This is a genomic window from Kitasatospora sp. NA04385 (assembly GCF_013364235.1).
Classification (GTDB): Bacteria; Actinomycetota; Actinomycetes; order Streptomycetales; family Streptomycetaceae; genus Kitasatospora.
The window spans coordinates 526,043-548,377 of sequence record NZ_CP054919.1 but is presented as its reverse complement, the minus strand read 5'-3'; the positions used below and the strand labels follow the sequence as shown (position 1 = coordinate 548,377).

Genomic DNA, 22,335 nt, shown 5'->3' with positions numbered 1-22,335 from the left:
AGCTCCCCGGGAGGCTTCAGAGTTGCTGAAGGTACACGTGCAGGCTGTACGGGCCGCCGACCTCCGCCGTCTCCAGGTGTCCCGCCACAGCCTGACCGCCTTCCAGGCCGCACGTCACATGAATGTTGGGAACGCCGTCGCGGATCTCACCGTTTCCGGCCACCTCCGCGAGACGGCCGGAGGTGTGCACCGCTTCCCGGGGGTTGTCGGCCTTCATGGTGGAGACCGTGAACGACCGTGCCGCGCCGACGCACGAGACCACCGCCGCGTTCGTGATGCCCCGTTCCTTGACGATTTCCGCCAGCGCCGCCATCGCGTCGCCCTTGTCCCCGAGGATGATCAGTTCCACGGTCGCTCTCCGTTCAGTCCCAAGCCGATCGCCCGCAAGGTCTCCCTGCTGGGCTCCGTACGAAGAGCCCCGGCCAGAAGGGCTCTTGCGGCAGTTGAGCCGCCCTCGACAGCCTCTCCCAGGAAGACCGCTGCGCACCAGCGATTCGAAACGTCGTGGGGGTCGTGCAGCAGTTGGCCGAGAGCGCGGAGCTCGGCGGGCGGAGCCGCCACCGCCGTGTAGCGCGAGGCATCGGGCCAGGAGAGCCCGAAGGTCCGCCGGGTGAAGCAGCGCATGCAGCGTCGACGGGTCTCCGCATCGTGTCGCATGGACCGCTCGGCCCGCTCGATCAGATCGGGATGGTGGGTCTTGAACAGAGTGCCCTGCGCATTGCCGCGTAGCAGGGAGGTGGATCCGCCTTCCAGCCAGCGAACCAGACGGCGTTTGGTCCCCTGGTCCCCGTCGGCGAGGTTCGCCAAGGCGACCGAGAGATCGTACGGACCGATGTTCCGGGACAGGTACGACTCGTCGCCCCCTGCCACCGCAGCAAGCATGTCCAGCAACTCCGCCTTGCGCGGACCGGAGACGGCAACGCCGTGGGCGGCCCGGGCGGCGCGGCGCTCTGCTCGGCTGGCCCTGGCTTCCTGCTCAAGGTCGGCCTCGGGGGTTCCGAGTGCCAGGGCCAGCAGCCGGACCCAGTAGTCACCGGGGATCACCTTCCCCGTCTCCCAGCGTTTCACCTGATCGCGGCCGGGAGTGCCGTCGGGGTTGCCCGACAGTTCACACAGTCGCACGGCCAGTTTCGCCTGAGTCAGCTTCCGCGAAAGCCGTAGGTCGCGGATCACGTCACCGATCACCGTCTCAGGATGCCCCCCGACATGCCCCCGTGCGGCTGAAACGGCGTCGGTAGACCAGTAGGTGTGAACCGGAACCGCTCAGGGGGTCAGCGCATGTCGCCAGCTGTCCACGTCCATCCCCGATACCGCGTCGTCGCCGTACCGCCACCATGCGACAGCATTCCGTTCGACGCATGGGGTGTGGTGGAACAACACGGTTCCTCGATCCGGCCGATCGTGGGGGCGGACGGCAAGCCCCTGGCCTTCTACAGCTTCTCCGAGGCCGCGCGGTGGGCGGACGAGGATGACTGAGCAGTGGAGGCCCAGAGAAGGGTACCCGGCCTACGACCGGTGCTCGGGTCGATTGGTGAGGATCATCTCCGTGCACGTCTTCGGCGCCTTCGTCCGCCCCCTCCGGGGCGGACGGGAAGCGCTTGCGAAACTGTCCGACCTGACTTCGCCGGAGGACTGCGCCCACCGCCCCGACTGTCTGGTGGAGGGGACGAGTTGATCGAGGAAGCCGCACTCGCGGACGCTGCCGCGGCGCTGGCGATCCGCCTCACCGAGGCCACCGGTTCCGAAACCCGGATCCTCCGGACGCCCCGAGGCGGATACCGGCTCGAAACCGTCTCGTCCGACTTCGACCCGGCGGTGGTGGACGCCGTCCTGTCGGCACTGGCCACAGCCGACAGGTACGGCCACTCGTATCGCCGCCAGTGCCACACGCTCTGGGCGGAGCTGCACCCGAAACGGTCTGACGTGCCACTGCGCCGGTAGGACGGCGCCGGCACGTCAGGCCGAGATCGTCACCGGCTTCCTGCTGGAGTGCTACGCCCTCGTCCCGGTCGGCCGCGAGCACGAGCACCTGGACGTGGACGGGCTGGTCGCCCAGGTGCTGGGGGCTCGGTGAGGGTGGGTCAGGAGGCGGGCATCAGGACGGTGTCGACGATGTAGACGGTGGCGTTGGCGGTCTGGACGTTGCCGCACAGCACCTTGGCGCCGTCGTTGACGGTGAAGTCCTGGCCCGAGCCGCCGGCCGTGAGGTCGGCGCCCTCCAGGGACGGGTGCTTGCCGGGCAGGGCGGCGGGGGACAGGCGGTCCGGGCTCACGTGGTAGGTGAGGACCTTGGTGAGCTTGGCCTTGTCGGCGAGCAGCGCGTCCAGGTCGGCCTTCGGGAGCTTGGCGAAGGCGTCGTTGGTGGGCGCGAACACGGTGATGTTCTGCGCGGAGTTGAGGGTGTCGACCAGCCCGGCCTGCTTGACCGCCGTCACCAGGGTGGACAGCAGCGGGTTGTTGGAGGCCGCGGTGGCCACCGGGTCCTTCGCCATGCCGGTGAACGACCCGGCACCGTCCTTCGGCACGGCGGCACAGGCCGCACCGAACGGCTGGTCGGCGATGGTGGCGGGGGACACGGCGGCGGAGGACATTGCGGCGGGTGAGGACGCGGCCTGGGATGCGCTGTCGGTGGCGGAACCCGAGCTGCTGCACGCGCCGAGGGTCAGCGCCAGGGACCCGGCGGCGAGCAGGGCGGCGAACGGGCGGGAGCGGAGCAGCGAGATGCGCATGGAAGCGCCTTTCCTGGAAGGGGTGATGGGGGAACGAAGGGGTGGAGCGGTCTCAGCGCACGGTGACGACGGTGCGGCGCCGGGGATGCTCGTCGTCCACACCCGGCATTCGGCGGGCGGTGGGGCCCGGATTGGTGCGAGTTGCGGAAGTGGTCGGGGTGAAATCGCCCGGCGGCGGGGCAATCCGAACGGGCGGCCGTGACGAAGAGGGGTGCAGTCGTGTTGTGGAGTCGTCGCGGTCGGAGGTTCCGGCCGTCGCAAGGGGAGGCCCAGGTGCCCGTGGTGCAGCGCAGCAACGTCCTTGGCGGGGTGGCCGGATGAGCCACGTGGTGTCACTGGCCCCGCCCCGTCGGCCCGGGCCGGACCTGCGGGAACTGGTGTCCCGGGTGGTGCGCGGTGACCAGGAGGCGTTCGCCGCGCTCTACGACGCCGTCGCCGGGCCGGTGTTCGGCCTGGTGCGGCGGGTGGTGCGGGACGCCGCGCAGTCCGAGGAGGTCGCCCAGGAGGTGCTGCTGGAGGTGTGGCGCACCGCGGCCCGCTACCGGGCCGAACGCGGCGAGGTGCTGTCCTGGGTGCTGACCATCGCGCACCGCCGCGCCGTCGACCGGGTCCGCTCCGCGCAGGCCGCCGCCGACCGCGACCGGCGGGTCGCGGCCGCCACCCACGGCGGCACGCCCTACGACGAGGTCTCCGAGCAGGTCGAAGGCCGACTGGAACGGGAACAGGTCCGGCGCTGCCTCAAGACGCTCACCGAACTCCAGCGCGAGTCGCTGACGCTCGCCTACTACCGCGGCTACAGCTACCCCGAGGTCGCCCAGGTGCTCGGCGCGCCCCTCGGCACCGTCAAGACCCGCATGCGCGACGGCCTGATCCGGATGCGCGACTGCCTGGGGGTGGGCGCGTGAACACCCTCGACCCGCACACCCTGACCGGCGCCTACGCCACCCACGCGCTGGGGCCCGACGAACGCGAGGCCTTCGAACGGCACCTCGACCACTGCCCGTCCTGCGCCGAGGAGACCGCCGGGTTCGCCGCCGCGCTGGCCCGGCTCGGGGCGGCCGAGGCGCTCACCCCGCCCGAGGCGCTCAAGAGCCGGGTCCTGGCCGCCCTGCCCGGCGTCCGGCAGGAGGCCCCGGCGGTGCCCAGGGTGGTCCAGCCCCGGGGCCGACTCGCCCGCAACGCACCGAAGTTCGCCCTCGCCGCCTGCCTCGCGCTGGCCCTCGGCGCGGGCGCGGTCGCCGTCCAGCAGCACCGGGAGGCCGAGCGGGCCCGCGACCGCGCCACCGCGCTCGCCCGCCAGCAGGAGACCGTCGCGGCCCTGCTCACCGCACCCGACGCCCGCACCGCCACCGCCACCTCCGCTGGCGGTCGCGGCACCGTCGTCTGGTCCGCCACCCGCGACCAGGCCGGCTTCCTCGCCACCGGCCTCCCCGCCCCGGGCCCCGGCCGCACCTACCAGCTCTGGTACGACGACGCGGGCACCATGCGCCCGGCCGGGCTGCTCCCCACCGGCGACGGCACCCTGCTGCTCACCGGCCCCCTCGACGGAGCCGCGGGCGTGGGCGTCACCCTCGAACCGGCGGGCGGGTCGGCGCATCCGAGCGGGGCGCCGGTGCTGCTCCTGCCGTTCAGCTGAGCCCGGGCGGCGAACCGGCGCGGCTCCCTGCACCCGGGGGTGCGGCGAACCGGCGCGGCTCCCCGCACCCGGGTGGTGCGGGGAGCCGCGGCCCGGCGGCCGGTCAGCGGCGGCGGGGCGGCAGGGGGAGGAAGGGGCTGGTGCGGGCGAGGTACTCGGACCAGCCGGGGCGGTCGCCGGTGGCGAGGTGGCGTTCGAGCATGGGCTTGCCGCTGCCGAAGGCGAGCAGGTACGTCATCAGCAGGGGGCTGCCGACGAAGGCCCAGCCGATCGGGTGGTCGGCGACGAGCAGGAACAGGCCCCACCAGACGCAGGCGTCGCCGAAGTAGTTCGGGTGGCGGGTGTAGCGCCACAGGCCGCGGTCCATCACCCGGCCGCGGTGGGCCGGGTCGGCCTTGAAGCGGGCCAGTTGGGCGTCGCCGACGGCCTCGAAGAACAGGCCGACGGCCCAGAGCGCGGTGCCCGCCCAGGCGGTGGGGCCGGGCGGGTCGGGGAGGTACTGGGCGGCCAGGACGGGGAGCGCGACGAACCAGACCAGGGCGGCCTGGAGGAGGTAGACGATCCGCAGCGCGTACCGGGTGCGGGCCGGGCCGGCGGGGGCCTTGGCGAGCATCCGGGCGTAGCGGGCGTCCTCCGGGAGGCCGCGGGCCCGCCACCACAGGTGGGTGGCCAGCCGCAGGCCCCAGACCGCGACCAGGACGGTGGCCAGCGCCCGGCGGCCCCCGTCGCCGTACCCGGCGGAGAGCCCGTAGCCGGTCAGCGCGACGGCGGTGAACGCCAGGCCCCAGGCGACGTCCACGCCGCGGTGGCGGCCGGTGCGCACCCCGACCGCGAAGGCGGCCAGCATGACCAGCAGGGCCGCCCCGGCGGCGCCGGCCGCGCCGACGCCGAACGCGGCGGCGTTCACCGGGCGCCGTCCCGGTCCAGCAGCACCTGGTGGACGTTCAGGTAGCCGGAGCGGAACCCGGCCTCCGAGTAGGCGAGGTACAGCTCCCACATCCGCCGGAACACCTCGTCGAAGCCCAGCCCCGCGACCTGCTCGGCGCGGGCCGTGAACCGCTCCCGCCACAGCCGCAGCGTCTCGGCGTAGTGCGGCCCGTACGCGTCCGCGCCGGCCAGCCGCAGCCGGGTGTGTGCGGCGGCGGTGTCGGAGATCGCCCGCAGCGAGGGGATCTGCCCGCCGGGGAAGACGTACTTCAGGATCCAGGTGTAGGTGTCGCTGCTGGCGAGCATCCGCTCGTGCGGCATGGTGATCGCCTGCAGGGCGACCCGGCCGCCGGGGGCGAGCAGCCGGTCCAGGGCGGTGAAGTAGGCGGGCCAGAACGGGCGTCCGACGGCCTCGATCATCTCCACGCTGACGATCGCGTCGAACTCGCCGCGGGCCTCCCGGTAGTCGCACAGCCGGACGTCGACCCGGTCGGACTGCCCGGCCGCGGCGATCCGGCGGCGGGCCAGCGCGAGCTGCTCCTCGGAGAGCGTGAGGGTGACCACCCGCGCTCCGCGGGCGGCGGCGCGCAGGGCGAGCTCGCCCCAGCCGGTGCCGATCTCCAGCAGCCGGGTGCCGGGGCCGACCCGGGCCAGGTCGAGCAGCCGGTCGATCTTGCGGTGCTGGGCGGGCACCAGGTCGGTCCAGCGGGTGGCGGGGGAGGGGTCGGAGAACACCGCCGAGGAGTACGACATGGTCGGGTCGAGGAAGAGCGCGAACAGCTCGTTGGACAGGTCGTAGTGCCGGTGGACGTTGCGCCGCGCGTTGGCCGTGGTGGACAGCTCCTCGGCCGGGGGCCGCCGCACGTACAGCCGGCGCAGCAGGCCCGCGCCGGGCGGCACCAGGGTCTCCGGGCGGGCGGCCAGCGCGGTCAGCAGGCCGGCCGGGTCGGGGCTGTCCCAGTCGCCCGCCTGGTACGACTCGCCGAAGCCGATCAGACCGCCCGCGCCCACCCGGTGCGCGAACGCCTCCGGCCGGTGCAGCCGCAGCACCGGCGCCCCGGGCGGCGCGGGCCGCAGCACCCGGCCGCCGGGCAGTTCGACCCGCACGCCGCGGCGGCCGCCGGCGCAGCAGCCACCCGGCCACCGCGGCCCGCAGCGGGGCGTGCGGCAGCCGGGCGACGTCCGGCCAGCGCAGCGGGTCGACGGCGGGCGCGGCGGGAGCGGCGGTGGCGGCGGTGGTCGTGGTGGCGCTCATGGGCGGGCGGCCTCTCCGGTGGGTGTCGGGTGCCGGACGGTGCTCGGGGGGCGTCGTCGCGGTCATGGCTGGGTGGCCCTTCCGGGGCGGGGGTGGACCGGCAGGCCGCGCAGCCACAGGCGGACGCCCTGGGTGCGGATGCGCAGGCTGACGGCGAAGGTCGCGAACGGGTGCCGGACGGTGGCCCGCAGCAGGGCGGCCGGGCCGGCGGGGCGGCCGGTGCCGGTCACGGTGGCGGTGAACGCCGGCCCGCCGGGCAGCTCCAGCCGGACGGACAGGTGCAGCCGGGCGGCGCCGCCCGGCCCGGGGTCCGGGTCCGGTTCGGGGAGCAGCATGCGGTAGTGGCCGTCGAGCGGCAGGAACGGCGAGACGTAGAAGTCCTTCGCCGCCTCGGCGCGCCCGGCGGCGTCCGGCCGCAGCAGGTAGCGGTGCCGCCCGCCGTACGTGTTGTGCACCTCGGCGACGGTGCACAGCGGCTCGCCCGCCGCGTCCCGGCACCAGTACACCGTCAGCGGGTTGAACACGTGCCCGAGCGAGCGGGCCTGGGTGAGCATCAGCACCCGCCCCCCGCCCAGTTCCAGGCCGTGCGCGGCGAGTTCGCGCTCCAGGTCGCCGCGGATGCTGCGGGCGCCGTCGGCCCCGGCGGGCCGGACGTGGTCGCGGGGCAGGAACCGGGCCAGCGGGCGCAGCGGCCGCGGCAGCCGGGGCAGCGCGTCGAGGTCGACCAGCCAGAGCGGGAAGCGGTGGCGGAACACCCGGCGCGGCTCGGCCCGGACGTGGGTGGTGCGGGCCTCGTACAGCACCGCGCCCCACGGGCCGGGCAGGGCGGCGCGCGGCGGGTGCGCGGAGGCTGCGCGCGGCGGGTGCGAGGGGGTGTCCGTGCTCACGGGGCGACCGCCCCGAGCAGCAGGCGGGCGGCGGCCAGGCCGGAGCGGCAGCCGTCCTCGTGGAACCCCCAGCCGTGGTACGCCCCCGCGAACGCGGTGCGGCCGGTGGCCAGTTCGGGCAGCCGCCGCTGGGCGGCGACCGTGCGGGCGGTGTACACGGGGTGCTCGTAGACGGTGCGCGAGACCACCAGCTGCTCGGGGACGGCGGAGCGCTCGTCCTCGTTCAGGGTGACCAGGTAGTCCTCCGCACCGCCCAGGCGCAGCAGCCGGTTCAGGTGGTAGCTGACCCGGACCCGGTCGGACGGCGCGTCGCAGTCCGGCATCCGGTAGTTCCAGGAGGCGCGCGCCCAGGCCGCCCGGGGCAGCAGCGAGGCGTCCCGGTGCAGCACCGTCGGGTTGCGCGAGTAGACGAAGGAGCCCAGCACCTCCTGCTCGGCCCGGGTCGGGTCGGCCAGCAGCCGCAGCGCCTGGTCGGCGTGGACGGCGACCACCACGGCGTCCGCGGCCGTCCGCTGCCCGTCCGCGGTGGCCACCGTGACGCCGTCCGGGTGTCGGCGCACCGCCCGCACCGGCGCGCCGCGGTGCACGGTGCCGGAGTGCGCGGTCAGGTACCCGGCGATCCGCTCCACGTACGCGGCCGAGCCGCCGACCACGGTGCGCCAGGTCGGCGAGCCGGTGACGCTCAGCAGGCCGTGGTTGGCCAGGAACGTGAACAGGTAGCGGGCCGGGTAGTCGCCGGCCAGGTCGGGCGCGCAGGACCACACGGCGGAGACCACCGGCGTCATGAAGTGCTGCACGAAGTACGCCGAGAAGCCGTGCCCGGCCAGGAACTCGCGCAGGCTCGGGTCGCCCGCCTCCGGATCGGCCAGTAGGGCGCGGGCCAGCCGGTGGAAGCGCGGCACCTCGCCGAGCATCCGCAGGTACCGGCCGCGGGCCAGGTTGCCGGGCTTGGCCAGCAGCCCGGAGGGGCCGCGGGCGCCCGCGTACTCCAGCCCGCAGCCCGCGCAGGACACCGACATGCTCATGTCGCTCTCCTGGGTGCGCACGCCCAACTCGCCGAACAGGCCGACCAGTTCCGGGTACGTGCGGGTGTTGTGCACCAGGAAGCCGGTGTCCAGCGCCAGCTCCCGGCCGTCCGCCGCCGTGGTCCGCTGGGTGTGCGCGTGCCCGCCGAGCCGGCCGTCCGCCTCGAACAGCTCCACCACCGCCCCGGCCCGCGCCAGCGCGTACGCCGCGCTCAGCCCCGCCACTCCCGCACCCACCACGGCCACCCGCCGCACCGGCGCCCCCCGCCGCGACGGCGGCGGGACGGAACCCCCGCCGGAAACCGTGCCGAGTGTCGTCACGTCCAGCCTCCCCACTGTTCACCGGGCCGCCCTCGGCGGCCCTCGCACCCGGCATTCGGAGCCCTCCCCGGCCCGGATTGCTCCGAACGGGGAGGCGCGGGCCGGGAGGCGGACCCGGGTGCGGGACGGCGCGCCGTCAGCCCCGGTCCAGCACCTCCGGCATCCGCCGCTCCGCCGCGTCCGCCAGCCGCTCGAAGTCCCGCCGCAGGAACGGCTCAGCCAGCCGCGCCAGCCCGCGGAACCGCAGCCCCGCCCGGTAGCGGACCACCGCCCCCGCCCCGTCCGGGGCCGGGCTGACGGTGATCTCGTCCCGGGCGGTCACCGTGCCGTTGCGCCCGACGAACACCAGCCGGTCCGACTCCCGCGCCACCAGCTCGTACACCAGCTCGGTGCGCCGCCCCCGGAACACCGAGACGTTGCGCCAGCGCGCCCCCGGCACCGACCCGCCCGCACCGATCCGCTCGCACTCCTCGGTGCCCGGGTCCCACTCGACGGCGTGCGCGAAGTCCGCCAGGTACTCCACCACCTCACCGGCCGGACGGCGGACCGGGATCTCCCGCACCACCTCGATCATCTGGGCCTCCTCGCGCGTTGGGGGACGTCGGAGGAGTGTTCGGAGCCGGACGGGCGACGGATGGGTGATGGGCGGACGAGAGGCGTGACGGGAGTGACGTGAGGCTGCGGTGGGCGGGAGGCGGGCGGTCAGCGCAGGGCGGTGCGGGCCATCAGGTCCAGCGCGGCCGCCAGCGAACGGGGGACGGCGCGGGCCGCCGAGGGGCCGGTGGGGCCCCAGCCCGGGCCGGCGGCCAGGACCGCGGAGGCCGTCCGGGCGCCGCGCTGGCCCCAGGCCGCCCCGGCCAGCAGGCAGACCAGGCGCTGGTCCGCCGTGTGCGCGGTCTGCGACCACAGCAGCACCGCGGACGGCCCCAGCCGCCGCTGCGCGTCCAGCAGGGCCCGGGCCGGGACGGCCGCGCCCAGCATCCGGAACGGCAGGCCGCGCTCCGCCGCCCCCGCCGCGACCGCCTCCAGCGGCAGGCTGTGCTGCTCCCCGGGCATCGCCGCGAGCAGCAGCGGCGGGACGGCGCGCACCGGCACCGCGGGCCGCAGCGCCACCGCGCGCAGCACGCTCGACACCTGCCAGGACAGCAGGTGCTCCACCTCGACGTACTGCTCCCCGTCCGCCGCCCACCGGCGACCGGCCGCGCGCAGCGCCGGGGCCATCACCTCCGTCCAGGCGCACACCGTGCCGAGGGCGTCCACCGCCTCGCCGAGGAGCCGGGCCACCTCCGGGGCGTCCAGCCGCAGCGCGGCGGCCGCCAGGCCCCGGCTGGTCGGACGCGGTTCGGCGGACGGTCGCGGTCCGGTGGACGGTTGCGGTCCGGCGGCGGGCGGGCGCGGGTCCGGGCGGCGGTGGGGGGCGACCGGGGCGGCAGCGGGCTCGGGAGCGGGGCCGGGGGCGTCATCGGGACGCGGGGCCCGGTCGGGGCCGTCTGCCAGGCTGTCGGCCAGGGCGGCCCGGGCGGCGCGGGCGGCCTCGCCCGGCGGGAGCCCGCGGGAGGTCAGGCGGCACATCGCCTCCAGCACCGCGACGTCCTCGGCGTGCCAGCGGCGGTGGCGGCCGGGCTCGTGGCTGGTCGGCCCGATGCCGTACCGGCGCTCCCAGGACCGCACCGTGACGGGCGAGACCCCGAGCAGCCTGGCCACCGCACCGGTCGGGAGCCCCGGGTCGGCGGGGGTGGTCGTCCGCATCAGGGCCTCCGGGGGACGGGCGGGCAGCACGTGGCGAGTGTGCGCCCCGGCGCCCCCCGCTGTCGCTTCGCAGCGCTGGTGCAGCGTTCCGGGAGCCGGGCGGAACGCTGCACCAACGCTGCGGGTGGGCCCTCGGCCGTTCGGAGGCGAAACCTTTCGAGGGGAGGGGTAGCCGCGGTGGGCACCGACCCGCCGCACCGAGAGGAGAACCGCCATGGAACCCCAGCACCGACCGTCCGCCGACCGCCGGCTGTCCCGGATCCACCGCCTCGGCGCCGCCCTGTGCGCCCTCCTGCTACTGGCCTTCGGCGCGCTCGGGCTCGCCGACGGCCTGCCCTTCTTCGGGACGCACGGCGAGCGCGTCGCCGGGCTGTCCAGCAACGGCCTGCTCAGCACGGTCTCGATCGCCACCGCCGCGGTGCTGCTCGCCGCCGCCCTGCGCGGCGGCCGCCAGGCCTCCAGCACCGCCATCGCGGTGGGCGCGCTGTTCGTGCTGAGCGGATTCGTCAACCTCGCGCTGCTGGACAGCTCGGCCAACCTGCTGGCCTTCCGCATCCCGAACGTCCTGTTCAGCTTCGCCATGGGCCTGCTGCTGGCCGCCCTCGGCATGTACGGCCGGGTCAGCGGCGGGCTCCCGCACGACAACCCGTACTGGCTCCGCCGCCACCCGCAGGCCGTCCCCGCCGCGACCACGCGGGCCGTCGCGGCCGGGCTGTCCGGGGCGAGCGCGCTGCCCGGGGCGGTCGGACCGTCCGGTGCGACCGCCGTCCGGCCCGGGAACCCGGGCTGACTCGGGGCCGACCCCGGGCCGACCCCAGGCTGGCCCGGGTTGGAACCTCCCACCCCCGTCCCCTCCCGGAGAGGCGGCAGACCCGATGGACACCCGACTGACCGCACGGGAACGCGTCCTGCTCGCGGAGATCGAACACCACCTGCGCCGGACGGACCCCCGGCTGGACCGGCGGCTCGACCGGACCCCCGGGCCGGTCGCCCGACTGGCCCACCGCCCGCGACCGCTGGTCGCCGCCGTCGCCCTGCTCTCCGTGCTGACGGCCGCCGGCGCCCTGTGGGCGGGCGCGGGCGGCCCCCGGCCGGTGCTGGCCGCGCTGCTCGCGGCCACCGCCGCCGTGCTGGGCGCGCTCGCGCTGCGCGAACTGGCGCGGCTGCACCTCGGCTGACGGCCCCGGGGCCCGCACGGACGTTCGTTGCACCCTGCGGTGGAACCGCACGGACGGGCCGTGACCCCGTCGGGGGCGGGCAGTTGGAACGGGCGTGACAGAGCCTGCGCATACCAGCCCGCTACCCGTGGTCCGCGTCCAGTGGACGCTGCTGCAACCCCTGCTGGCCGCCCTCTCGGAGGCCGGAGTGCCGCTCCGGCCGGGCGACCTGGACCAGTTGCAGCACGCCGCCGCGATCGGACCTGAGTTCGCCCACGCCCTGGCCCGGTGGATCCGGGCCGCACACACCACCGCGGCACACACCACCGCGGCACAGAGCGCCGCGGGGCAGAGCGCCGGAGGGCACGGCCCCGCGAAGCAGCCCCCGACGGACCGTCCCGCCGCCGCGTCCGCCGGGGTCCGTACGCTCGCCCCGCGCTCCGAACACCCCGCCCTCCCGCCCGCCGGCGCGCCCGCTCCCGGCGGGCCCGCCGCCGTCCCGGACCGGCACGCCCGGCACGCCCGGCACGCCTCCTGACCATCCGAACGTTCCGCCCGCGTAACCGTCGCGGGCCGTGACCCGTTGGACTGAACATGCCCGTGATCAACGAACCGCGCCGCCCGCAGGGCGGGCCACCCACGTCGGCGCCCCCGCGCGTCCCCGAACCGGCGGAGCCGCCCGGCCACTCGTCCGGCCACTCGTCAGGCCGCTCGTCCGGCCCCCCGCCCCAGCCGGTCGGGCACCAGACCGCGTCGATCGGGCACCAGGCCGCCGCCCAGCTGCTCGGCCTCCGCGAGGTCGTGCTGCCCGCCGCGGTGGTCGCCGCCGCCGACCTGCTGCTCGGCGACGCCCTCGGCAGTGACGACCCCGTCACCCGGGAGGCCGCCGCCGCCACCCGGGGGCGGCTGCGCGCCGCACTCGGCCTGGCCTGAGCCGGGAAACCGGGTCCGGTTCCGGAAAATGGCGGGAAATCGTTCCGCCGCCGAGGTTTCGGAAGGGAATTCAATTACCGGGTGAATCCTTTTTCTTGATTCCGGGTCATATCAGCGGGAATGCGCATTAGCCTCGTGCCATGGCGAACGGCGTGTTCCACACCGTGTACGGCATCGAGATCAACCTCACCCGGCCCGACCTGGGCCATCCCGACCGCCCGGGGCTGCTGGCGGAGATCACCGCGCCCGTCGACCGGCGCGACCGCGAACTCCTGGAATGCCTCCAGCGGCACCGCGAGGGCCGCTGCGAGGCGGAGGAACGGGCGGGGGGCGACGGCGAGGACCGCTCCCCGTGGATGCACCTGCGCCGGAACACCGTCGGCGGCCGCACCACCTGGGTCGCCGCGCACCTGCCGCTGCGCCGCCCGCCGACGGCGGAGCAGGACGACCGGCGCAAGGCGCTCCAGGAACGCATCGCCCGGGCCGCCGACCGGCACGGCTGCCGGTACGAGGTCGGGACCCGCGCCGGCGGCGGCCGGGCCCGCACCGACGTGCTGGTCACCGGGCCCGGCGGGCTGCGGATCGGCTGGGCCGCCCCGTACGCCCCGGTCACCGCGGAGACGGTGCGCAGGCGCTCGCGCAGCGCCGCCGAGCACGGCATCGTGCCGCTCTGGGTGACCTGCGACGAGCGCGCCCCGCTGATCGACCGGGCGCCCTGGGCCCGGGTCGACGACCTGCCGTGGCAGCGGATCGCCTCCCGGGCGCCGATGGCGGTGCGCGCGGGCGTCCGGCACCTCCAGCAGTGGAAGTGCCTGCGCGGCAGCGCCCGGCCCTGCCCGCTGAACGGCTCCTGGTGCGGCCGACTGCACACCGGCTGGTACCTGCCCGCGCTCTGCCTGCCCGGCAAGCCCCCCACCGAGGTGGACGAACTGGTCGGGGCGAGCGCGGCCGGGGAACTCGTCCCGATGCGGGTGCCGCTGCAGTCGGACGCCGCCACCGTCGCCCGGATGTGGGTCCCGGCCGCCGACCGGGACCGCTGGCGGGAGACCTTCGCCGGGGACGGGCCCGACGCCGCCGACCCCGGGTCCGACACCGGGCCCGCCGGGCCCGCGCCCGACGCCGGGATCAGCTACGCCTGCGAGGAACTGGACCCGGTCTGCCGCTACGGCGAGGAGGACTTCGCCTACGACGACCCGCACCCCCGCGCCCGCCCCCGGCGCGGCCCCCGGCACGCCCACCCGCACCCCGAGGCCGACGCGGTCGCCCTGCACACCCACGACACCGTCCCCGAACGGCTGCTCACCATCCCCCGGCAGGTCCGCCGCGGCCTGGTCGTCACCCCCGAGCAGCGCCGCCGGGCCGCCACCGTCCTCGACTGCCACATCGCCCACGTCGGCCCCTGCGCGGGCTGCGGCACCCCGATCGACCGCTACGGCCCGCGCGGCACCCACGCCTGCGCCCCCTGCCGGGCCCGCGTCCTATCCCGCCGCTGAGACGGCCCGGCGGGAGGCGGGAGGAGCGCGGCGCGGAAAACCGGTGGCCGCGGGGCCGGGGCGGGGCCGATCATGGGGCCATGCCTGAGCGCCTGATGTTCGTCCAGTTGAAGTCCGGCCACGACATCGACCGAGGTCCCTCGTGGATCGGGTGGGTGCGGTTCTCCAGGACGTGGAACACCGCCTACTTCCGGGGGCGGACGCTGCGCCGGGCGGGCGGCCTGTTCGACGCGAACTTCCACGACACCGACACCGGGGAGCGGTTCTGGCTCTCCGGGCCCAAGCGGGATCGCACCGACACCCGCTACGGTCCCACCCGCCCCGAGGTCGAGCCGGACGCCGCCGACGCCTACCGGGCCTTCCTGGCGGGCGCCGCCCTGCCGGGCCGGGCGACCGGCTGACGGGAGCCGACCGCGGGGCCGGGGCTCTTTGATCACGCGGCATGGTCGAGGTGATGTCAATTCCTGCACATCCACCACGAATTCGGCACATTCCCCTCTGTTCATTCGGATCAGCTCCCCGCCTTTCCTGTGATCGGCAGTGCTGCCCGTCGCTTCCCGGGCGGCCCGGACCGCAGGCCGCGCCCCCGGCGGCGGGACGCTGCGCGACCTGTACGGCCGACTGCTGATCCGCATGCAGGGCCTGGAGTTCCGGGCCCCGCCGGGTCCGGTCGCACGGTCGCACCGGGCCCCGCCGCACCGGGCCCCGCCGCACCGGTCAGGAATCGAGAAGCCCCGGGCGGGCGGCGGCCCCTAGCGTCCGGGGCATTGCAGACATCGACAGCATCACCCTGGACGTGGCCGACCCCGAGGCCGCCACCCGCTTCTACGCCGACGCGTTCGGCCTGGACGAGGGCCTGCTGCGGCTGCGTGCCGCGGCCGACCCGTCCGAGGGGTTCCGCGGCTTCACCCTCGCCCTGACCGTGCACGCCCCGGCCGCGGGGGCGTTCACCGACCCGGACGGCTTCCGCTGGGCGGCGGCGGACGCGCCGACCGCCGCCTGAGCCCCTGACTGCGGTGTGCGCGGGGCTAGTTGGGATTTTGCGCGATCCGATCCAGGCATTGCGGATTCATGTCAACGGGATTACGTTCGCTGCTGTCCCGCCGCTCCCCGCCCCACGCGCCCGCGCCTTCGCGGAGCGCGCCCCGCGCACGCCCAGGAAGGGACTCGATGACACCGCCCCCACCCGGCGCCGGTCGCCGCCGCGCCCGCACCGCCCTGCTCGCCGCCACCGCCCTGCTGGGCGGCGGCCTCCTGCTGCCGGCCCTCGCCACCGCCCCGCGGCCGCCGCCCTCCGGCCGCGGCCGTCACCGCGGTCGCCGAAGCCGCGGTCGCCGAAGCCGCGGGCGCCACCCTCCCGTTCACCCCGTGGGAGGCCGAGGCGGGCACGCCCACCGGCGGCGCCACCGTCGTCGCGCTGACCGCCGCGCCCACCACCCCGTACTCCAGCGCCGCGCTGGAAGCCTCCGGGCACGCGTACGTGCACCTGGCCGCCACCGGGCAGGGCGTGCGCTGGACGAACACCACCGGCGGGCCGGTCAGCGCGGTCAACCTGCGCGCGAGCATCCCGGACTCCGCGACCGGCGGCGGCACCACCGCGACCCTGGACCTGTACGTGGACGGGGTGTTCCGCCAGGCGCTGAACCTCAACTCCAAGCAGAGCTGGTTCTACGAGGGCGGCGACGGCCACTATAACGGCAGCGACCAGAACCCCGCCGACGGCGACCCGCGCGCCTTCTTCGACGAGGCGCACACCTTCGTCACCGGCGCCCCGATCGCCCCCGGCAGCACCCTCGAACTGCGCAAGGACGCCGCCAACACCGCCGCCCACTACGACATCGACGTGCTGGACGCGGAGAACCCGCCGCCGCCCGCCGCCCGGCCCGCCGGGTCGCTGTCGATCACCGACTGCGGCGCCGTCGCGAGCACCACCCCGACCAACGGCTCGGCCGCGCCCGACGCCGTCGACTCCACCGCCGCCATCCAGAACTGCATCGACCGGGCCCAGGCCCAGCAGCGCACCCTGTGGATCCCGCCCGGCACCTTCTACCTGCGCGGCACCACCGGGTTGAGCGCGAAGGGCATCACCATCGTCGGCGCCGGCCAGTGGTACTCCACGATCTACCGGGACGTCCCGCTGCCCAACAGCACGCCGCTGGCCGCCCTGTTCAACCTGACCTCCACCCACGTGCAGGGCTTCCACCTGGACTCCGACTCCACCAGCCGGGAGATGGTCGACGGCGGCGGCGGGGCGATGGACACCACCGGCGACGGCTGGAGCGCCGACGGCATCTGGAGCCAGCACGTCGAGTCCGGCTACTGGGCCTCGGGCACCAACGGCAGCGTCCGCAACGCCCGGGTGACCGCCGTCTGGGCCGACGGCATCAACGTCAACAACGTCTCGCTCGGCAACTCGGTGGGCAGCGACATCACCGCCGACAACAACTTCGTCCGCGGCACCGGCGACGACGGCATGGCCGTCAACTCGGTGAACTACAACACCGACGGCAACGGCAACCGGACGTACTACACGCCGATGGCCCGGATCACCATGACCCGCAACACGATCGTCGCGCCCTGGGGCGGCAAGGGCATCGGCGTCTACGGCGGCAGCGGCCACCTGATCGAGCACAACCTGATCTCCGACACCGCCCGGTACATCGGGCTCGGTGCGGGCCGCTTCGGCGTCAACGGCAGCGACCTGCTCGGCGCCACCCTGAACGCCAACACCGTGGTCCGCTCCGGTGGCAACGGCTACGGCCAGGGCCAGCCCGCGCTGCACGTCGGCAACGGCGGCGACGGCCAGAACACCGGGGTGGTCGACCGCGTCACCGTCACCGGCAACACCGTGCTGAACGCGCTGTACGACGGCGTCGGCCTCTCCGCGTCCACCAACACCCTGATGCGCGGCAACACCGTCACCGCGCCCGGCCGCAACGGCTTCGTGGTCGCCCCGCCGTTCTACCCGGCGCCCACCGGCTCGGCCGCCCTCACCGACAACACCGTCACCGGCCTGAGCGCCGCCGGAGCCACCGCCTACCGCAACAACTCGCCCGCCTTCACCGTCACCGCGAGCGGCAACAGCTGGGGCAGCGGCACCGGCAGCCCCGAAGCCCCCTACGGCGGCACGCCCGCCGCCGTCCCCGGCACCGTGCAGGCCGAGGACTACGACACCGGCGGCCCCGGCACCGGCTACTTCGTCAACACCGTCAACGGCACCGCCAACGGCTACCGGGCCGACGGCGTCGACCTGGAGGCGATCACCGACACCGGCGGCGGCTACGGCCTCGGCTGGACCTCCGGCGGCCAGTGGCAGCGCTACACCGTGGACGTCGCCACCGCCGGGACGTACACCCTCACCCTGCGGTACGCCGCGCCCGCCGCCGTCACCGGCGCCCTGCACCTGGCCAACGCCACCGGCGCGAACCTCACCGGCGCCGTCGACCTGCCCGCCACCGGCGACTGGCAGACCTGGGCCGACGCCACCGCCCGCCTCACCCTGCCGGCCGGGCGCCAAGTGCTCACGCTGGTCCAGGACACCGGCGGCTGGAACCTCAACAGCCTCCGCTTCCAAGGCACTTCCGCCCCGCCCGCCACCGACCTGGCCGCCGGCCGGCCCACCGCCGAGTCCTCGCACACCGACGTGTACGGCTCCGGCAACCTCACCGACGGCAACCGCAACAGCTACTGGGAGAGCGCCAACAACGCCCTCCCGCAGTGGGCCCAGGTCGACCTCGGCACCACCCGGCAGCTCTCCCGCGCCGTCCTGCGGCTGCCCGCCGGCTGGGGCGCCCGCACCCAGACCCTCACCCTGCTCGGCTCCACCGACGGCAGCACCTTCACCCCGCTGAAGGCGTCCGCGCCCTACCTCTTCGACCCGGCCGCCGACAACACCGTCACCGTCGCCTTCCCCGCCGCCCAGGCCCGCTACGTCCGGGTCCAGGTCACCGCCAACACCGGCTGGCCGGCCGGACAGCTCTCCGAACTCCAGCTCTGGCAGCAGTAGCCGCCGCTCCCGTCACCTCCGCCCCCGTCACCTCCGGCCGGTCGCCGACCGTCCGGAGGTGACGGTTATTCAGTTGCTCCACCGGCGGGCCCGGTTAGGCTCGTCCGTCATGTCTGCGATCCCCCTGGACGACCTCCTGCACCCGCCGACCACCCCCTACGACCGCGGGTTCCTCGACACCGGCGACGGCAACCGCGTCTACTACGAGCAGCTCGGCAACCCCGACGGCAAACCCGCCCTGTACGTGCACGGCGGCCCCGGCGCGGGCACGCCGGACCGGCCGACCCGGGCGTGGGACCCGGCGCGCTACCGGCTGATCCGCTACGACCAGCGCAACTGCGGGCGCAGCACCCCGCACGGCAGCGACCCGGCGGCGGACATGGCGCTGAACACCACCCGGCACCTGATCGACGACATGGAGCGGCTGCGCACGCACCTGGGCGTCGAGCGCTGGCTGCTGGACGGCGCCTCCTGGGGCTGCACGCTGATCCTGGCGTACGCGCAGCAATACCCGGAGCGGGTCAGCGAGATCGTCCTCCAGGCGGTCACCACCACCCGCCGGGCCGAGACCGACTGGCTCTACCACCGGGTGTCGGCCTTCAAGCCCGAGGCCTGGGACCGCTTCCGGGCCGCCGTCCCCGAACACGCCTGGGACGGCGACGTGTACGCCCTGCTGGCCGCCTACGCGCGCCGGATGGAGCACCCCGACCGGGCGGTGCGGGCCGCCGCCGCCGACGCCTGGCTGGCCTGGGAGGACGCGGTGGTCTCGGACGAGCCGAACGGCGTCCCCGGGATGTACAGCGCCCGGGAGGCGGACGCCCGGATCGCCTTCGTCCGGATCTGCGCCCGCTTCTTCAGCCGCGGCGCCTGGCTGGCGGAGGACCAACTGCTGCGCGGCGCAAACCGGTTGGCGGGCATCCCGGGCGTGCTGGTGCACGGCCGGTACGACATGGGCTCCCCGGTGCAGACCGCGTGGGAGCTGGCGAAGGCGTGGCCGGACGCCCGGCTGCACGTCTTCGACGACTCCGGGCACGTCGGCGGCGAGGCGATGCGGCGGACGGTGTTCGAGGCCCTGGAGGAGTTCAAACGGCACTGAGCCGGTGCCGCCCGCCCCAGCCGACCGGGCGGACGACCGGGCGGGCGGCACCGGCCCGGGCGGTCACTTCTGCCAGCCGACCGAGGTGATCACGGTGCTGGCCAGGCTGCTGGCGCCGTAGTTGGCCAGGCCCTTGCGGACGGCGACGATGCTGGGGCGCTGGTAGAGCTCCAGGGTGTGGCCGAGCTCCCAGATCTTCGCGTCGGCCTGGTTGTACAGCTCGGCGGCCTGCGCCGGATCGAGGGTGGCGGCCGCCTTGCGCAGCAGGCCGTCGATCTCGGGGGTGCTGAGCTTCGAGTAGTTGCCGAACACGTTGTCGCCCTGCGGCGCGCGGTAGATCGCCACCGTCTGGGAGAGCGGGAAGGAGTCGGTGTTGCGCCAGCTGGCCAGGTCGAACTTGCCCTGGTTGATGTACTTGGTGAAGTACTCCTTGCTGGGCACCTTGTCGACGGTCAGCTTGACGCCGACCTGCTGGAGCATGTTCTGCGCGGCGGTGGCCAGGTCGATCTGCGCCTGGTTGGAGCCGTCGTTCAGCACGTAGTGCAGCTCCAGCGGCTGCCCGTCCTTGCTGCGGACGCCGCCCGCGTCCTTCCAGCCCGCCTCGTCCAGCCACTTCTTCGCGGTGGCCGGGTCGTAGGACGCCCAGTCGGCGGAGTTGTCGCGGTAGCCGTTCTGGTTGGTCATGAACAGGTGGTTGCCGAGCGGCTTGAACTCCACCGGCACGCCCTTGTTGGCGATCTTGATCAGCGAGGCGCGGTCCAGCGCCCGGCCGAGCGCCTGGCGGACCTTCTGGTCGGCGAGCGGGCCGTTGCCGCCGAAGGAGATGTGCACCTCGTCCCAGGGGGTGCCGGTGCGGATCGCCGCGTCGGGGGCGTCCTTGAGCTGGCCGTACGCGGTGGCGGTGCCCGCCGAGGCCAGGTCGATCTCGTTGTTCAGGAACGACTGGGTGATCGCGGCGGCGTCCAGCACCCGGTAGGTGATCCGGTCCAGCTTGGGCTTCGGGCCCCACCAGCGCGGGTTCGGGGTGAGGGTGACGGTCTGCGCGGTCTTGTCGGCGTTCGCGACCACGAACGGGCCGCCGAAGAGCGGGGTCCGCTCCACCCAGCCATCGTTGAAGTCCTGCGGGGCGGAGATCCCGGCGGCGGGCAGCAGCGGGTTGAACAGGTTCTGCCAGTCGGCGTACGGCTCGGCGAAGGTGACCTTGACCTCGCTCGGGTCCGCGCCCTGCTCGACGGCGGAGATCTGCTCGTAGCCGGAGGGGTCGGCGATGTTGTACGCCGGGTCCTTGCCGTTGGAGGTCTTCCAGACCGCCGCGAAGTCCCGGTAGCTCAGCGGGGTCCCGTCGGACCAGACCGCCTTCGGGTTGAGCTTGTACGTGACCACCTGCGGCGAGGTGGAGGTGACCTCGGCGGAGACCAGGTACGAGGGGTCGGGGTGGTAGACGCCCTTGGGGTCGACCCGGAAGAGCTTGGCCTCCACGTAGCCCATGATCTCCACCGCGTCCCCGTACCGGCCGTCGACCTGGTACGGGTTCCACTGGGTGATCCACTGCTGGAGCGGCAGCCGCAGCTCGCCGCCGTCCTTGACGTTCTCCGGCGGCTGCGGGTTGTCGTCCTCGGCGTCCACGGTGGGGGACACGGTCTTGGCCACGTCGCCGCCGGAGCCGCCCGCCGAACTGCAGGCGGTCGCGGCGAGGAGGACGGTGAGGGCCGCGGCGGCGGCGCGGCCGGACCGGCTGGTGGCGGGCGGTGTGCGCATCGGGGGAGTCCTCGGATTTCGAAGAGTCGGGGGCCGCCGGGTGTGGCGGCACTTGATGGTGGGCAGCCAAGTCGGTGCCGGCGGGCCGAACGTAACAGCCCGTCAGCCGGCCCACCAGGGGGTCGTGCGCAGAACTGATCGAAAAGAAACGCGGCGCAACACGGCCGCAACACGCCGTCCGTACCCGTCTGATCAGCTGTGACCAGCGGGTTCACCGGACCGGCCGGACCCGCCGACCCGGCGGCCACTGGACGGACCGCCCGGCGTGGCGTACAACTGCTGCGCGAAAGTGCGTCAAAACCCGTACTAACGAAGGCAAATGACCATGTTCCCCAGGTGTGCGAACCACACCGGAGGCAGGCCGTGACGCGATACCTCGCGGGGCGGCTCGGCTACTACGCCGCCCTGCTGACCGCAGCGGTGTTCCTCTCGTACGCCCTCACCGGCACCGCGCTCGGCCCCCGCGCCTACTTCGAGGCCAAGCAGCCGCGGCCCTCCGCCGCCTCCGTGGACCGGCAGCTGACCGCGCTCAACCTCAACGACCGCACCCCCGTGGTCGAACGCTTCGGCACCTGGGCGAACGGCCTGCTGCACGGCGACCTCGGCCGCACCATCCACGGCACCCCCGTCAACGACGAGTTCGGCCGCCGGATCTGGGTCTCGCTGCGGCTGCTGCTGGTCGGCACCCTGCTCGGCATGCTGCTCGGCGTCGCCGCCGGGGCCTGGAGCGCGGTGCGCCAGTACCGGCTCTCCGACCGGGCGCTGACCGTGCTCTCCTTCGTGCTGCTCTCCACCCCCGTCTTCCTGCTCGCCCTGCTGCTCAAGAACGGCGCGATCGCCGCCAAGGACGCCGCCGGGCACGAGGTCGTCCCGTTCACCGGCTACGAGACGCCCAACCTGGCCGGCGGGATCGGCGCCCACCTCGCCGACTGGGCACTGCACCTGCTGCTGCCCACCCTCACGCTCGCCCTCGGCGGCCTCGCCGCCTACAGCCGCTACCAGCGCGCCACCATGCTCGACGTGCTCGGCGCGGACTACCTGCGCACCGCCGAGGCCAAGGGGCTCACCCGCGGCCGCGCCCTGCTCAAGCACGGCCTGCGCACCGCCGTCATCCCGATGACCACCATGTTCGCCTACGCCTTCCTCGGCCTGTTCACCGGCGCCGCCTTCACCGAGACCGTCTTCGGCTGGCACGGCATGGGCGAGTGGTTCATCCAGGCCGTCAACGAACAGGACGTCAACTCCGTGGCCGCGGTCAACCTCTTCGCCGCGGTGGCGGTCCTCGCCGCCGGCTTCCTCGCCGACGCGCTGCACGCCGCGCTCGACCCCCGGGTGCGTGCCGCGTGAGTGCCGAACTCGCCGC

22 protein-coding genes and 2 pseudogenes are annotated in these 22,335 nt (G+C 74.8%); 14 read left to right on the top strand and 10 right to left on the bottom strand.

What is annotated here, in order from left to right; translation table 11 throughout:
• Positions 1-16: 16 nt before the first annotated feature.
• Positions 17-349: a DUF296 domain-containing protein gene (locus HUT16_RS02420; RefSeq protein WP_176185003.1), complete on the bottom strand. Its 333-nt coding sequence runs from the start codon at positions 347-349 to the stop codon at positions 17-19.
• A complete protein-coding gene (locus HUT16_RS02415) occupies positions 340-1,185 on the bottom strand; it encodes a helix-turn-helix domain-containing protein (protein WP_176185001.1) in 846 nt (281 codons plus the stop codon). Before HUT16_RS02415 ends, HUT16_RS02420 begins: the two co-directional genes overlap by 10 nt.
• A 93-nt stretch (positions 1,186-1,278) precedes the next feature.
• Here HUT16_RS02415 and HUT16_RS02410 point away from each other — a divergent pair, with 93 nt between their 5' ends.
• Both HUT16_RS02410 and HUT16_RS02405 read left to right on the top strand, forming a co-directional pair.
• On the top strand, positions 1,279-1,476 hold the full coding sequence (locus HUT16_RS02410; RefSeq protein WP_176184999.1) for a hypothetical protein: 198 nt from the start codon (positions 1,279-1,281) through the stop codon (positions 1,474-1,476).
• 195 nt (positions 1,477-1,671) lie between these two features.
• The gene (locus HUT16_RS02405) at positions 1,672-1,941 is read left to right on the top strand and encodes a hypothetical protein (protein ID WP_176184997.1); all 270 of its coding nucleotides are present in this window, start codon (positions 1,672-1,674) and stop codon (positions 1,939-1,941) included.
• A 140-nt stretch (positions 1,942-2,081) separates the two neighbouring features.
• Here the strand turns inward: HUT16_RS02405 and HUT16_RS02400 are convergent, their stop codons facing one another.
• Positions 2,082-2,729, bottom strand: coding sequence for a fasciclin domain-containing protein (locus HUT16_RS02400; protein WP_176184996.1), 648 nt, complete (start codon positions 2,727-2,729; stop codon positions 2,082-2,084).
• A gap of 317 nt (positions 2,730-3,046) precedes the next feature.
• Here HUT16_RS02400 and sigK point away from each other — a divergent pair, with 317 nt between their 5' ends.
• Positions 3,047-3,634, top strand: coding sequence for an ECF RNA polymerase sigma factor SigK (gene sigK, locus HUT16_RS02395; RefSeq protein ID WP_176184994.1), 588 nt, complete (start codon positions 3,047-3,049; stop codon positions 3,632-3,634).
• A complete protein-coding gene (locus HUT16_RS02390) occupies positions 3,631-4,365 on the top strand; it encodes an anti-sigma factor (protein WP_176184992.1) in 735 nt (244 codons plus the stop codon). The genes sigK and HUT16_RS02390 overlap by 4 nt, the downstream gene beginning before the upstream one ends.
• A 103-nt stretch (positions 4,366-4,468) precedes the next feature.
• Here HUT16_RS02390 and HUT16_RS02385 read toward each other — a convergent pair whose 3' ends face one another.
• The 6 genes and pseudogenes from HUT16_RS02385 to HUT16_RS02360 form a co-directional block, all read right to left on the bottom strand.
• On the bottom strand, positions 4,469-5,212 hold the full coding sequence (locus HUT16_RS02385) for a DUF1295 domain-containing protein (RefSeq protein WP_176192435.1): 744 nt from the start codon (positions 5,210-5,212) through the stop codon (positions 4,469-4,471).
• A 56-nt stretch (positions 5,213-5,268) separates the two neighbouring features.
• A pseudogene (locus tag HUT16_RS02380) lies at positions 5,269-6,547 on the bottom strand (class I SAM-dependent methyltransferase).
• Between the two features lie 62 nt (positions 6,548-6,609).
• Positions 6,610-7,350, bottom strand: coding sequence for a DUF1365 domain-containing protein (locus tag HUT16_RS02375; RefSeq protein ID WP_254898224.1), 741 nt, complete (start codon positions 7,348-7,350; stop codon positions 6,610-6,612).
• An 80-nt stretch (positions 7,351-7,430) separates the two neighbouring features.
• Positions 7,431-8,705, bottom strand: a complete 1,275-nt coding sequence (locus HUT16_RS02370) for an NAD(P)/FAD-dependent oxidoreductase (RefSeq protein ID WP_176184990.1) — start codon at positions 8,703-8,705, stop codon at positions 7,431-7,433.
• A 211-nt stretch (positions 8,706-8,916) separates the two neighbouring features.
• Entirely contained in the window at positions 8,917-9,354 is a 438-nt protein-coding gene (locus HUT16_RS02365) for an SRPBCC family protein (protein WP_176184972.1), read from the bottom strand.
• Positions 9,355-9,482: 128 nt separating this feature from the next.
• Positions 9,483-10,529 carry a MerR family transcriptional regulator gene (locus HUT16_RS02360; protein WP_176184970.1) on the bottom strand — a complete coding sequence of 349 codons (1,047 nt, stop codon included), beginning with the start codon at positions 10,527-10,529 and terminating at the stop codon, positions 9,483-9,485.
• Positions 10,530-10,743: 214 nt separating this feature from the next.
• On the opposite strand from HUT16_RS02360, the gene HUT16_RS02355 reads away from it, so the two are divergent.
• From HUT16_RS02355 to pip, 9 genes and pseudogenes are all read left to right on the top strand, one after another.
• Positions 10,744-11,319 carry a DUF4383 domain-containing protein gene (locus tag HUT16_RS02355; RefSeq protein ID WP_176184968.1) on the top strand — a complete coding sequence of 192 codons (576 nt, stop codon included), beginning with the start codon at positions 10,744-10,746 and terminating at the stop codon, positions 11,317-11,319.
• A gap of 85 nt (positions 11,320-11,404) precedes the next feature.
• On the top strand, positions 11,405-11,707 hold the full coding sequence (locus tag HUT16_RS02350) for a DUF3040 domain-containing protein (RefSeq protein WP_176184966.1): 303 nt from the start codon (positions 11,405-11,407) through the stop codon (positions 11,705-11,707).
• Between the two features lie 127 nt (positions 11,708-11,834).
• Positions 11,835-12,224 carry a hypothetical protein gene (locus tag HUT16_RS02345; protein ID WP_176184964.1) on the top strand — a complete coding sequence of 130 codons (390 nt, stop codon included), beginning with the start codon at positions 11,835-11,837 and terminating at the stop codon, positions 12,222-12,224.
• A gap of 56 nt (positions 12,225-12,280) precedes the next feature.
• Positions 12,281-12,619 carry a hypothetical protein gene (locus HUT16_RS02340; protein WP_176184962.1) on the top strand — a complete coding sequence of 113 codons (339 nt, stop codon included), beginning with the start codon at positions 12,281-12,283 and terminating at the stop codon, positions 12,617-12,619.
• Between the two features lie 140 nt (positions 12,620-12,759).
• Complete coding sequence (locus HUT16_RS39090) at positions 12,760-14,112, top strand: hypothetical protein (protein ID WP_176184960.1); 1,353 nt, start codon at positions 12,760-12,762, stop codon at positions 14,110-14,112.
• Between the two features lie 80 nt (positions 14,113-14,192).
• Entirely contained in the window at positions 14,193-14,513 is a 321-nt protein-coding gene (locus tag HUT16_RS02330) for a hypothetical protein (RefSeq protein WP_176184958.1), read from the top strand.
• Between the two features lie 365 nt (positions 14,514-14,878).
• Positions 14,879-15,037, top strand: a pseudogene (locus tag HUT16_RS37725) (VOC family protein); the annotation flags it as partial.
• A 555-nt stretch (positions 15,038-15,592) separates the two neighbouring features.
• Positions 15,593-18,118: a discoidin domain-containing protein gene (locus HUT16_RS02320; protein ID WP_254897599.1), complete on the top strand. Its 2,526-nt coding sequence runs from the start codon at positions 15,593-15,595 to the stop codon at positions 18,116-18,118.
• A 109-nt stretch (positions 18,119-18,227) separates the two neighbouring features.
• Complete coding sequence (gene pip, locus HUT16_RS02315; protein WP_176184954.1) at positions 18,228-19,214, top strand: prolyl aminopeptidase; 987 nt, start codon at positions 18,228-18,230, stop codon at positions 19,212-19,214.
• Between the two features lie 63 nt (positions 19,215-19,277).
• On the opposite strand, the gene HUT16_RS02310 is transcribed toward pip, so the two are convergent.
• Complete coding sequence (locus HUT16_RS02310) at positions 19,278-20,972, bottom strand: ABC transporter family substrate-binding protein (protein WP_176184952.1); 1,695 nt, start codon at positions 20,970-20,972, stop codon at positions 19,278-19,280.
• Positions 20,973-21,335: 363 nt separating this feature from the next.
• Between HUT16_RS02310 and HUT16_RS02305 the strand changes: the two genes are divergently transcribed.
• Positions 21,336-22,319, top strand: a complete 984-nt coding sequence (locus HUT16_RS02305; RefSeq protein ID WP_176184950.1) for an ABC transporter permease — start codon at positions 21,336-21,338, stop codon at positions 22,317-22,319.
• The last annotated feature ends 16 nt before the right edge of the window (positions 22,320-22,335 follow it).

Coding starts and splice junctions, on each gene's coding strand:
- HUT16_RS02410 (WP_176184999.1), top strand. CDS start 1,279: ATGTCGCCAGCTGTCCACGTCCATCCCCGATACCGCGTCGTCGCCGTA.
- HUT16_RS02400 (WP_176184996.1), bottom strand. CDS start 2,729: ATGCGCATCTCGCTGCTCCGCTCCCGCCCGTTCGCCGCCCTGCTCGCC.
- sigK (WP_176184994.1), top strand. CDS start 3,047: ATGAGCCACGTGGTGTCACTGGCCCCGCCCCGTCGGCCCGGGCCGGAC.
- HUT16_RS02385 (WP_176192435.1), bottom strand. CDS start 5,212: ATGCTGGCCGCCTTCGCGGTCGGGGTGCGCACCGGCCGCCACCGCGGC.
- HUT16_RS02365 (WP_176184972.1), bottom strand. CDS start 9,354: ATGATCGAGGTGGTGCGGGAGATCCCGGTCCGCCGTCCGGCCGGTGAG.
- HUT16_RS02360 (WP_176184970.1), bottom strand. CDS start 10,529: ATGCGGACGACCACCCCCGCCGACCCGGGGCTCCCGACCGGTGCGGTG.
- HUT16_RS02355 (WP_176184968.1), top strand. CDS start 10,744: ATGGAACCCCAGCACCGACCGTCCGCCGACCGCCGGCTGTCCCGGATC.
- HUT16_RS02350 (WP_176184966.1), top strand. CDS start 11,405: ATGGACACCCGACTGACCGCACGGGAACGCGTCCTGCTCGCGGAGATC.
- HUT16_RS02340 (WP_176184962.1), top strand. CDS start 12,281: ATGCCCGTGATCAACGAACCGCGCCGCCCGCAGGGCGGGCCACCCACG.
- HUT16_RS39090 (WP_176184960.1), top strand. CDS start 12,760: ATGGCGAACGGCGTGTTCCACACCGTGTACGGCATCGAGATCAACCTC.
- HUT16_RS02330 (WP_176184958.1), top strand. CDS start 14,193: ATGCCTGAGCGCCTGATGTTCGTCCAGTTGAAGTCCGGCCACGACATC.
- pip (WP_176184954.1), top strand. CDS start 18,228: ATGTCTGCGATCCCCCTGGACGACCTCCTGCACCCGCCGACCACCCCC.
- HUT16_RS02310 (WP_176184952.1), bottom strand. CDS start 20,972: ATGCGCACACCGCCCGCCACCAGCCGGTCCGGCCGCGCCGCCGCCGCG.